Source organism: Streptomyces ureilyticus (assembly GCF_011045025.1).
Taxonomy (GTDB): Bacteria; Actinomycetota; Actinomycetes; order Streptomycetales; family Streptomycetaceae; genus Streptomyces; species Streptomyces ureilyticus.
In genome coordinates this window covers 1-11,777 of record NZ_JAAKZX010000259.1, presented here as the reverse complement: position 1 = coordinate 11,777, position 11,777 = coordinate 1, and the positions used below count along the sequence as shown (strand labels likewise).

6 protein-coding genes, 1 tRNA gene and 1 pseudogene are annotated in these 11,777 nt (G+C 68.6%); 5 read left to right on the top strand and 3 right to left on the bottom strand.

Going from position 1 to position 11,777, the window contains the following annotated elements:
- The first annotated feature begins 103 nt into the window (after positions 1-103).
- Together G6048_RS42435 and G6048_RS42430 are read left to right on the top strand one after the other, a co-directional pair.
- Positions 104-176, top strand: a tRNA-Glu gene (locus tag G6048_RS42435).
- A 338-nt stretch (positions 177-514) separates the two neighbouring features.
- A complete protein-coding gene (locus G6048_RS42430) occupies positions 515-2,071 on the top strand; it encodes a glycosyl hydrolase (protein WP_328828596.1) in 1,557 nt (518 codons plus the stop codon).
- A 273-nt stretch (positions 2,072-2,344) separates the two neighbouring features.
- On the opposite strand, the gene G6048_RS51215 is transcribed toward G6048_RS42430, so the two are convergent.
- A complete protein-coding gene (locus G6048_RS51215) occupies positions 2,345-3,682 on the bottom strand; it encodes a hypothetical protein (protein WP_165344949.1) in 1,338 nt (445 codons plus the stop codon).
- 404 nt (positions 3,683-4,086) lie between these two features.
- Here G6048_RS51215 and G6048_RS42420 point away from each other — a divergent pair, with 404 nt between their 5' ends.
- Positions 4,087-4,293: a hypothetical protein gene (locus G6048_RS42420; protein WP_165344948.1), complete on the top strand. Its 207-nt coding sequence runs from the start codon at positions 4,087-4,089 to the stop codon at positions 4,291-4,293.
- Positions 4,294-4,709: 416 nt separating this feature from the next.
- Here G6048_RS42420 and G6048_RS42415 read toward each other — a convergent pair whose 3' ends face one another.
- Positions 4,710-7,697, bottom strand: coding sequence for an AfsR/SARP family transcriptional regulator (locus G6048_RS42415; protein ID WP_328828593.1), 2,988 nt, complete (start codon positions 7,695-7,697; stop codon positions 4,710-4,712).
- 176 nt (positions 7,698-7,873) lie between these two features.
- Positions 7,874-8,215: a hypothetical protein gene (locus tag G6048_RS42410; RefSeq protein WP_165344946.1), complete on the bottom strand. Its 342-nt coding sequence runs from the start codon at positions 8,213-8,215 to the stop codon at positions 7,874-7,876.
- A 351-nt stretch (positions 8,216-8,566) separates the two neighbouring features.
- On the opposite strand from G6048_RS42410, the gene G6048_RS48960 reads away from it, so the two are divergent.
- Both G6048_RS48960 and G6048_RS42400 read left to right on the top strand, forming a co-directional pair.
- Positions 8,567-10,207: an RICIN domain-containing protein gene (locus G6048_RS48960; protein ID WP_206342820.1), complete on the top strand. Its 1,641-nt coding sequence runs from the start codon at positions 8,567-8,569 to the stop codon at positions 10,205-10,207.
- Between the two features lie 600 nt (positions 10,208-10,807).
- A pseudogene (locus G6048_RS42400) lies at positions 10,808-11,777 on the top strand (hypothetical protein); the annotation flags it as partial.

Sequence of the window (11,777 nt, the reverse complement as noted above, 5' to 3'; positions counted from 1 at the left end):
CGCCTCCCCCACTCCCTCCTCCTAACCCGTTTTGCCGATACCCCCCGACTCCCATATGCTGCTGACGTCCCCGACGCGCCGTGAGGCGCCCAGGCAGGCCCCAGCCCTCATCGTCTAGCGGCCTAGGACGCCGCCCTTTCAAGGCGGTAGCACGGGTTCGAATCCCGTTGGGGGCACATACAGCCACGGCACGTTCAGCCGCCTTGTGGGCAAGATTGACAGCGAATCGCAAGGAATCGTCGACGGCTGCGATCACTTCTTGGACAATAACCAACAGATCGCTTCGGCACCGCCGGCCTCACGGAAGGTGCCTTCAGGCCGTTAATCGCTGCCTCGTCGACCCAAGCCGGTCCCAGTGAACCGTCTGCCGCGCGCACACGTCGTGCGCACGCAGGCGATGCCTGATCGACGATCCGACACACGCTCTGATCGTCGATCCGACACGAGCCCGACTTGAGAGGCATGTATGCGCAGACGACCACTTCTCCTAGTTCTCTTACTGGTCATCGTCGGTGTGGCAGCCACAATCCCGGCGATCCAGTCCGCTTCCCGTGGCTCCGGCGAGAGCATCGCCGAGGCGCCGGCCGCTGCCGCCGGCGATGCCGAGCACACCGTCACTTTGCAGAACAAGACGGACGAGCGTATCTGGGTCGGCAGCTCGGCCAGCGCCGACGGCTCGGCCCCGCTCACCGGGCTGCCGACGCTTGACCCGGGCCAGTCCGCCAAGATCACCATCCCCGAGAACTCGGGCGCCGGGCACTGGCGCGGCACGCTCTTCCCCCGCAAGGGCTGCACCGGTGAGGAAGGCAGCACGTTCCACTGCGCCGTCGGTGACTGCGGGCCGTACGCCGACCGGTGCTCCACCGGGGAACAGCCCACCAGCCTCGCCGAGTTCAACTTCGATACGCGCGACGCAGCGGCACCCTGGTACGACGTCAGCTACGTCAACGCCGTATCGACGCCCATCACCATCACCCCCGACGGTGTGCCGCCGCCCGAGGACGGCGGGGAGTGCGCCGAGGTGGGCTGCGCCACTGATCTGCTGGCCGCCTGCCCGCCCGAGAACCTGACCAAGGACCAGGCCACGGGCAAGCCGCTGGTGTGCGTCAACCCGAACCGGGACGCGAAGACCGCCTACAGCGATGCGCTCGCCCAGAAGTGCCCCAAGGCCTACTCGTGGTCCAAGCACGACGCCGAATCGGGCAACCAGGTCATGCGTCAGTGCAGCAAGTGCAAGGGCATGACCGTCACCTTCCATGGAAACGGCACTCCCGAGAACCCCAACCCCAACCCGAGCCCCGACCCCACTCCCAGCGACCCGAACCCCGGCGACCCCGCGCCCGCGGTCGGCAAGAAGGGAATCAACCTCAACCCCTTCGACGGCGCCGACAAGGCGCTGGCCGAGTCCGGCGCGTCCTGGTACCACAACTGGGCCTCCTCCACCGGCGAGGTCGCCAAGCCGGAAGGCGTCGAGTTCGTCCCGACGATCTGGGGCCCCGAGTCGGTCAACGACGCCGAGCTGGGCAAGGCCAAGCAGGAAGGCAAGAACCTCCTCACCTTCAACGAGCCCGACCTGCCCAGCCAGGCCAACATGACCCCCGAACAGGCCCTGGATCTGTGGCCCCAACTGGAGAAGACCGGCCTGCCCCTCGGAGCCCCGGCGGTGGCCACCGACGCCGACAAACCCGACAGCTGGCTGGACCGCTTCATGAAGGGATCCGCCGAACGTGGCCTGCGGGTCGACTTCATCCCCGTGCACTGGTACGGCTCCGGCTTCGGCCCGGCAGCCACCGACCAGCTCGCCGGCTACTTGCAGCGCATCCACGAGCGCTACAAGAAGCCGATCTGGCTGACCGAGTACGGCCTCATCGACTTCTCCCAGGGCAAACCCCGCTACCCCAACGAGCAGGAACAGACCGCCTTCATCAAGTCGTCGGCGACGATGCTGGAGAGCCTGGACTTCGTGCAGCGGTACGCGTGGTTCACCCTCGGCACCAAGACCAGCCCGACCGGCCTCTACGACGGTACGAACCCGACCGCCAACGGCCGTGCGTACCGCGAGGCGGGCTGAGCCACATCGGTCCCATATGAGGGGCCCTGACTCGTAGACAGCAACGACAGTAACGGGCCAGGAAGCGGGCCGCGCCGGAAAGCCGGCGCGGCCCGTGGCATTGGCGGACTTGATGGACTGCGGCAGGTGGAATGAGCCGACATCGACATCGACATCGAGTGTTGAACCGTCTCATCGAGAACGCAAAAATTGCACACTCGCCCACAAGCACCGAAAGAGTACGACCTTGGTGCGCCACGTGATCGAAGAGCTGGGGTGGGTCGCTTTGCTGGGCTAACGGCCGGGGCCGGGGCCTTTGCCCCTCTGCGGGTTGCCGGGCTGCTGGACCGCCGGCCGAGATAGATCGGAGCCTTTGGACGGCGTGTCATTCGTATCGGTCGACCTGTAAGTTGCGCGGACCTCTAGGCCTACAAGCTCCATGCCCTGGGCGCCGAGCAGGGAGTGAGGGGCCGCCGATGACGGGGAAACCGGAGTGTCCGACGAATTCGCCATGCGTAGGTTTCCTTCGGCGAAGTGTGGTGCGTAATTTGTAATCCCGTCAAGATTCCTGATACTGGGGCTGAATTGAAAGCTCGACTCCTGTGTCGCTTCCGGAGCCCCCGGCGCGCCTAGTCGTGCGGGAATAGGGTCAACTCCCGCGGCCTTCGACATCCTCCTTTCGATTTCCGCCAACGCTTCCGTGGCACGGTCTAGCTCCCCCGAAATGCTTTTGGCCGCAGCTAGGTGATCAGTTTCACTCCCGCCCGCAAGGCTGACCGTGAACCCGGCCTCAACACGATCACCTTCCGTACGGACCTGGGACGCCTCGTCAGCTTGCTGCGCCGAGCGCACAAAGCGCTCGGCCACCGTCTCGGCTTGCGGCTCCGGACCGACCGACCCCAGCACTTGGCCCAACGCGGTCCGACGTTCCGCTTCCTGAGCCCACGCCGCCCGCTCAGCCTCGGCCAGCTGCTCCGGACCGACCGACCCCAGCACTTGGCCCAACGCGGTCCGACGTTCCGCTTCCTGAGCCCACGCCGCCCGCTCAGCCTCGGCCAGCTGCTCCGGACCGACCGACCCCAGCGCTTGGCCCAACGCGGTCCGACGTTCCGCTTCCAACGCCGTGGCCCGCTCGGCCTGACTGGGGGTGTCGAACTGCATCTCCTTGGCTGCCGCGTCGAAAATCTCCCTTGTCTGCGCGTTGCTCGCGTACTTCGCGACAGTCGGGAACTTCTCGGGATGTGCGTCGAATTGCTGCCGGAGGTTGTCATCCGTCCTGAGCCGTTTCAGAACCGCATCCTCGAAGGCTTCTCGAGCGAGATGCGGAAGTTCGCGGACCCGCTCTTCGAGGCGTCCCATCCTCCGACTTACCGGCTTCCAGGTGTCGGCCTGCGCGCGTTGCTCACCCATCGTCGCCGGGTCGGGCGCCGTCCGCTCCACAGCCGGGCGGGGCTCCGGCCGGGCCTCGGTCTGGCCGAATCCGTCGGTCTCCCTCCCACCGGCGGATGAGGCGCTTCGCCCGCCGAGCGCCGAGCGCATCAACCTCCACAGGCGACGTAGCCCGTCCTGCAAGCGCCTGCGGCGTTCTCTGCTGCGTGCTGCCCTTTCATCCAGATCAATCAGCTGTTGCACCAAGTCCCCGCCGCCAGGAGGCCGCTTGGTCAGCGTCCTGTCTTCGGAGCCTGGGGAACGCTGGGCGGGAGTGGCCATGGTGCCCCTCTCTCATGGTCGGAGTGCTGACGTGACGAACAACGAACGGCCGGGATGAACGGTTCATCACTGGGCACTCCATTCGTGCCCGCGTGCGCCGTGTCCGCGGGTCCCCTCGGGATCGTCCGCCGTCTCTCAAGGGCCGATACCGCATCGCCAGAACCGGGATTCGGTGTCCGAACCGCTCACCTCGTGAACCGTCCGTGCCGCGCCTCCGTCGTGCACGTGCGGGCACCGCCTGATCCCTGATCGCCGGCCCCCGGTGCCCGCGCCCCAGTGCCCGCCCGACCAGAGGGGCATCCTGTATGCGCAGACACCCAGTTCTGTTGACGGTCTTGCTGGTCGTTCTCGTCGTCGCGGCAGTCGTGGCCTCGGCGATGCAGTCCCCTCCCGCCGACCACGGCGACCGGGTCTCCGGGGTGGCGGGCGCCGGCGATGCCGAGCACGCCGTCACCCTGGGGAACAAGACGCACGGACGCGTCTGGGTCGGCAACTCGGCCGACACCGGCGGCTCGGCCCGCGGTCCGGTGTGAGCGGCCCCGAGCCGGACCCGGTTGCGGGCCCGAAGGCCGAGAACGTCGATGTTCATTGCCGCCCTCTCGCGCGACCGCGAAGTACATGACTGACACAGAACAGAAGTTGAACCATTCTCAGCTCCCGTCCGTGTCAAATTCATCCGCGCCGTGATCCAGGAGGGGGCACGGCGAGGCCCACTGCCGGAGGTGTCCGCACGTTGAGGGGATTGACGGGGTCGAGTGGTACGCACCCATGCGCAGGAGCGGGTGTGATCTGCCCGGCGGCGGTGGCAGTCGTGCGCAAGCCGTGTCGGTCACCGTGCCCCGGGCGACCAGACCCTGGACGCCGGCCCCCGGCGCCAGGACTTGCAGACGCACGCGGTAGACCGGTCGGCAAGCTCAGGCATGGTCTGGCAAGGTCAGCGATGAAGGAGTCACCTGTTCGGTATCACGACCGGCGCCGAGGAGTTGTCGCCCCGCGAGATACGGATCCTGAACGTACCGGTGTCCAGGCTGTGCAGTCTCTCCCTGATCTCCCGGGCGTCCGGGTGACCGAACTCCTGGAAGATCGCCAGTGCCTGCCGCCAGCTGGTGTGGGCCGCCTCCTGCGCACCGACGGCCTGGTAGACGTCGCCGAGGTGGCCGAGGGTGTGGCCCTCGCCCCATCGGTTGCCGACGTCTCGATGGGCCTCAAGCGCCTGGTGGTAGTACCTGATCGCGGCGTCGGCGTTGTGGAGCCGGTGGTGGACCGTGCCGAGGATGTCGAGCGTGACACCGCCGAACCAGCGGTTGCCGATGGCACGCAGCACGGTCAGCGCCTGCTCCAGGCATTCGATGGCCTCCTCGAACCGGCCGAGCCGCTGGTAGGCGTCGCCCAGGCTGGCCAGGTCGATTCCCTCCCCCCAGGCGTTGCCGAGGGCCCGGTCGACGGCCAGCGCGCGGCGGCTGTACTCCACGGCCTTGTCCAGTCGGCCGGCATGGAGGTAGGTGTTGCCCAGATTGCTCAGGGCCTGGGCCCTGCCGTACGTGTCCCCGAGCTCCCGGCAGAGGGCCATCGCCTGCCTGAGGTGGCCGATCGCCTTGTCGAACTGGCGCATGTGCGTCAGAGCCGCGGCCATGTCCCCGAGGCCCCAGGCCACGCCCCTGCGGTCGGAGGCGCCGTGGGAGGCCGTAAGGCCTGTTCGGGCGGCGTAGAGCCAGTCGTGCAGATGGCTGCGGAGGTAGAAGAACCCCCACAGAACGGCGGGCAGGCGCCATGCGATGTCCGGCCGGCCTCGGATCGCGGCCTGGTGCACGGCGTTGACGAGGTTGACCCGTTCGGTCTCGCACCACCCAAGGGCCTGGTCGTGCGTGGCGAACGCCAGAGGGCGGCAGCCGGGAGGCAGCGGCCCGAGGGGTACGCGTCTACGCTGCGGGGCGAGGAATGGGTAGGTGGCGTCCGCGGTGTGCAGATACCAGCTCAGGAGCCGTTCGACGGCCCGGTCCTGTTCCTGCGGGGTCTCTTCGGTGGCGACGCGTTCGGCGGCGTAGACGCGCAGCAGGTCGTGCAGTGCGTAGCGGCCCGGTGAGTGCTCGGTGAGCAGGTAGGCGTGCGTGAGTTCGGCGAGCAGGGCGTGTGCCTCGCGCAGCGGCAGCCCGGCGAGGGCGGCCGCGGCGGGGGCGGAGATGTCGGGTCCGGAGTGCAGGCTCAGCAGGTGGAACAGCCGGGCGGCCGGGGTGGACAGGGCCTCGTACGACCAGGAGAAGACCGCTCGTACGTCTGTGGCGAGTTCGCCCCCGGCGAAGGCGTCGAGGCTGCCCTGGCTGTCGCGCAGTTCCTGGGCGACGGCGCTGAGCGTGAAGGCGGGATGGGTGGCGGCCCGGGCGGCGACGACGGCCAGGGCCAGCGGCAGCCGACCGCAGCGCGCGATGATCTCGTCCACCGCCTGTGGTTCCGCCACCAGCCGTCCGGCGCCGAGGCGGCGGACCAGGAAGCTGTGCGCTTCCGTGCGTGTCATCGGGTTGAGCGTCAGTGGATGCGCTCCGTCGTTGGCGATCAGGCCGGTGAGCTGGTTGCGGCTGGTGACGATGACCAGGCAGCCGGGGGAGCCGGGCAGCAAGGGGCGTACCTGGTCGGTGTCGCGGGCGTTGTCGAGGAGGATGAGCACGCGCCGGTCGGCGAGCAGGCTGCGGTACAGCGCTGCCTGGGCGTCGAGGCTGGCGGGTATGCGCTGTGGCGGGACGCCGAGCGCGTCGAGGAAGGAGCGGATGGCGTCCCCGGGCGACACGACCGAGCCGGTGGGGTCGAAGCCGCGCAGGTTGACGTAGAGCTGGCCGTCGGGAAAGCGGTGGGCGACCTGATGGGCCCAGTGCACCGCCAGGGTGGTCTTGCCGATGCCGGCCATACCGCAGATCACGCTGATCACCATCGTGGCCGGGTGCTCTGCCTCGTCGGGCAACAGGGCTCGTGTGTGGTCGAGTTCGGCGCGACGGCCGCTGAAGGTGGACAGGTCGGCGGGCAGCTGCGCGGGGCGGGCCGCGTTCGCGCCGGGGGAGACGGCCGGATCCGCCGACGGGTCGGCGTCCTCCAGCAGCAAGGATGCGTCCTCCAGCGGCGGGGAAGGGTCCCTCACTGGCGGGGAGGGCTGCAGGTCCAGTGCGGCGTCGGCCGCCAGGATCCGGTCGTGCAGCTCCCGCAGCTGCGTACCGGGCTCGATGCCCAGTTCGGCCACCAGAGTGCTCCGTGCCCTGCGGTACGCCGCCAACGCCTCGGCCTGTCGCCCCGACCGGTACAACGCCAGCATCAGCAGCTGCCACAGCCGCTCCCGCAACGGATGCTCACCGGTCAGCGACGTCAGCTCCGCGATCACCTCACCGTGGCGCCCGAGCTGGACATCAAGGTCCAACCGGGACTCCAGCGTGTTCAGCCGCTCCTCGTTCAGCCGGGAGCGCTCAGCCTCGGCCAACGGGCCGGGCAGCCCCGCCAGCGGCGTTCCCTCCCACTCGCCGAGCGCGGCACGCAACAAGTCCGCTGCGGCAGACACCCCGTCCGCGCCGTCAGCGGCGCGCAGCTTCTTCGCCTCGGCGACCCGCTGCTCGAACACTCGCAGGTCCAGGGCATCGTCCGGGATGCGGGCCAGATATCCGTCCGCGGCCGAGACGATCACCTGCGGAGACTCACCCGCCTCACGCCCGGGCTCCAACACCTTGCGCAACCGCGACACATACGTACGCAGAACGGACACCGCTGCCGCCGGTGGCTCCTCGCCCCAGACCGCGTCGACGAGCTCGCCGACCGTGACGGGACGCCCGTGACGCAACAACAACGCCGCCAGTACCACCCGCTGCTGCGGCGAACCTAAGTCCAGTTCCCGCTCGCCATGCCATGCCCGGACCGGCCCCAGCACCGCAAAGCGCACGGAATCTTCATGGGTTGCGCTCACTGGGTGCATTCTACATACAGTCGACTGCGACACCGTAATCCTCCACGGAACGTACTCATCCGTAACCGCAGGTGTGCCCTTTCTGTCCAAGCCGCCAAGCGCTCGAGGGCAGTACTTGAGAGCACCTCGGGGGCCTTGACGTCGGGCAGTCCAGACCAACTCTTGCCCGACAGGGCCTAGTCGAACGTATCGGCTGTCGTCTCGGCGGTGTCGTCGAACGCTGCTGAGACGCTTGCGCCCAGCGCCTTGCCGACCACCCGGTTGTTGGACGTGTTCGCCATGACGGTGAGGCTGTGGCTGCCGTCGCCCGTGGCGACGGCCCGCCGGAGTGCCGTGAGTACACCGACGAACACGTCCTGCGTCTGCGGGAACGAGGCGTCGTCCCGCACACCCGGCTCAGGAGTATCCGTCTTCGAAGACTCGGAAGGCTTCGAGGCCTTCGAGATCGTCGAGGGTGAGATCTTCGGGGTCGTCGAAATCGTCGAAGAGCGGCTGGTCTTGGACTGAATAGCCGTCATGCGATCGCTCCCTTCACGTACGGAGGAGGCCCTGCCGGCCGCGTTCACGTCACACGGTCGGCAGGGCCGGCCGGCCACCGAGGAACGAGGGGGACCTGGAGGCCGCCGTAGCCGTCCCCACGTCAAAAGCGTGCATACGGTTCACTTTTGTTCGCGGATCGACGGAACGGACTACGTGCGGCCGGACCGCCCGAGGCAATTGTCCGGTAGGGGCGCGGAGTTGAACTGTTTCGCCCCGGAGCCCGTTGCGGTGTGCGGGGATCGCTGTGACGTACCGTCTGTGACCGCTTGAGGGAACACGGCGGCCCCGGACAGCGGCCACGCGGACGGCAACATCAGGAAGGGATGGGTATGAGCCTGGGTGAAGAAGGCGACGAGACGGACAAGCCGAGCACGGAGGACAAGCACGTGGCCCCCGGGGAGACGTCCGAGCAGTCCTCCCCCCTCCCCGTGATCATCTCGGCCGACGGCTCCGCCACCATTGACGGCGTACCCGTGCCGGTTGTGGGAGACGAGTCGGTCGACATCGCGATCCTGGACACGCTCCACGGGTATGCGCGCGGCCGGAGCTCCCCCGTGAAGGCGGCCATCTCCGACCCGTCCGCGGGTTACGTGGCGATCGTCGAGGTCGCGCCCGACGGTTCCAGCAGGCTTCTGGAGCAGCACCAGGAGGAGTTGGCCGGGGATGAGGAGCCCGCCGCCGGGGCCGGCGGGGCCGCCGGATCCGCTGGGGCCGCCGGAACCGGGTCCGGGCTTGCCGGGCCTGCCGGATCCGCCGGCTCTGCCGGATCCGCCGGGTCTGCCGAGTTCTCCGGTTTCGACGCCAAGGACGCCGACTTATCGGGGGCCGATGCCGAGGATCCGGGCTACCCCGGTGTCGACCACGAAGACGCTGGCTTCCCCCGCCTCGGTCCCGGGTCCTCCCCCTTCTCCGGCGTGGATGACGAGGACCCCGGCTACCCCGGCCATCCTGGCCACCCCGGCGTCGGTCGCGAGGACCACGGTTTCCCCGGCATCGATCCCGGGTCCCCCGGCATCTCCGGGATCGACGATGCCGAAGCGGACATGATGGCCCAGCCTGCGCAGCCGCAGCGGGCCTCGACCCCGGCTCTCGGCCCGGACCTCGACAAGGGCTCCAGCCGCGGCAGGAAACTGCCCCAGTCGGACGACGAGTACGAGGCGCCCGCACTGCACAGGCGACCATGGTTCGTCGGGGTGGTAAGCGTCGTCGTGGCGGCAGCCGTCGTCGTTCCGCTCATACTGATCGGCAGCAGCTCGGGGGGCGGCAAGGCCCAGGACAGCGCCGCCGGCTCGGCCGAGGGCAAGGACAAGGACAAGGACAAGATTCCGCCGGCGCTCAGCCCCGCGCCGACCGATTCCGCGTCCATCAGCGCGTCGCCGTCGCCGAGCAATTCGCCGTCTGCCTCGGCGTCGAAGTCGGCCTCCGCTTCGGCCTCGCCACCCCCCGCACCGAAACCGAAGCCGCCGGAGCCCTCGGAGTCGGAGGGGAATTCCGAAATGCCCAAGGGCGGAGTGCTGTTCGTGAACAAGAAGTACGGCTTCTGCCTGGATCTTCCCGGCACCGGCAAGGTTACGGCGAACCCCCAGGCCCATGACGGCTTCTGCACTCCGTCCACCGACAACCAGGAGTGGCTCATCCACCCGGCCTCCAAGGGCAGCGGCACCCGCGGAGCCGACCTGTACCTGATCCGCAACATCAAGTCCGGCCGCTGCCTGGAACCGACAGGCCAGGGCTCCGCTCAAGTGACGTCACCGGTGGACGTGGCCATATGCAACGCCAGCATCAAGGAAGACAACCAGCTCTGGTGGTTCGACAAGCGCCCCAACGGCACGTACTGGATCCGCAACCAGAAGAGCAGCGACCTGTGTCTCGACGTGGCCAGGACGGACCAGAAAGTCAAGTACGCCAACGCCACGCTCTTTGGCTGCAATGCCGCCGACGACCATGAGTGGAGTTTCCGGAAGAGCTGAGCACTGCTGAGCGGGGCAAGGCGTCGACCTCGCACCTTCGCGCCCTTGCCCCGCCGGCCGCTTCCGCCGCGCTGACCGGCCCGGCCGGAAGGCCCGGTGGGTGGGGCCTGTCCGGGCGAGTACCTACCCGTACGCCTGCACGACCAGTTGGCCGCCGACGTCGCGCACGCCTCCGCGCTCGGCCGCAAGGCTCGACAGACCCGCAGGCCCCGCAGACCCGGCAGGCCCCGCAGACCCGACAGCCTCGTAAAGGGCCGCGCCCGGCGCCTTGCCGACCGCCCTGTCGGCCGTGTTCACGTCACGTGACCGACATGGCCGGCCGCGCTGCCGCGAGGCACGGGGGATAATTGTGCGCCTTCACGGCGTATGTCACGGCAGGCGCGAACTGATGGCTCATTTCCGTTCACGGTTGTTTAGGAATCAGTAACAAAACTGGTGTCTGGTGGGGCTGGGCTGTTTTACTCGGGCGCCCGTTGCCTGTGTTGCGCAGGGGGTGGCCGTGGTGCCTTCTTTGTGATCATTTGAGGCCGCTTTCAACGTTTTGGGCTGAGGCGGGCTCGCACGAGGCCACCCGGCCGACGGCGTACGGAAGGGATGGACATGATCCGGGGTGAAGGAGCGGACAAGTCGATCACGGGGAACGAACCCCTCGCCCCCGGGGACGGGGACGGTCGACTGGGGCGCGCCGGGGAAGGGTCCGGGTCGTCCTCCCACTTCGCCGTGGTCATCTCCGCGGACGGCTCCGCAGCCGTCGACGGCGAGCCCGTGCCGGTGATGCCGGGCGAGTCGGTCGACATCGCGATCCTGGACACACTGCACGGATACGCCCGCAGCCGGAGCGCCGCCGTTAAGGCGGCGATCTCCGACCCGTCCGCGGGGTATGTGGCGATTGTCGAGGTGGCGCCGGATGGGTCCAGCAGGCTGTTGGAGCGGCGTCAGGAAGGGGAGCCTAAGGCTGCCCGGTCCGCAGGGCCTTTAGGGTTAGGGGTTGCCGGGTCTGGCGGAACCGAGGCGGACGCGATACCGCAGCCCGCGGGGCGACAGGTCACTCCGGCTCACAGCCCGGCCCCCGCCGCCGGGGAATCCAGCCGCAAAAAGGCACGGCCCCAGTCGGACGACGAGTACGAGGCGCCCAGCCTGCTCCAGCGTCCCTTGGTCATCGGGGCGGTGGGCGTCGCCGTGGCGGCACTCGCCTTCGGCTCGGTGTGGGCACTGGGCGACGGCGGAGCGGGAGGCGGAGACAAGCAGGAACAAGCCGCCAATGCGGGCAACGGCATCGACAGGTCGCCTATGGACCTCCGGCCCGCACCGAGCTTCTCGCCGTCCACGAACCCGTCGCCGTCGCTGTCGCCGTCTGCCTCGCCATCGAAGTCGGCCTCCGCTTCGGCCTCGCCACCCCCCGCACCGAAACCGAAGCCGCCGGAGCCCTCGAAGTCGGAGGGCAATTCCGAAATGCCCAAGGGCGGAGTGCTGTTCGTGAACAAGAAGTACGGCTTCTGCCTGGATCTTCCCGGCACCGGCAAGGTTACGGCGAACCCCCAGGCCCATGACGGCTTCTGCACTCCGTCCA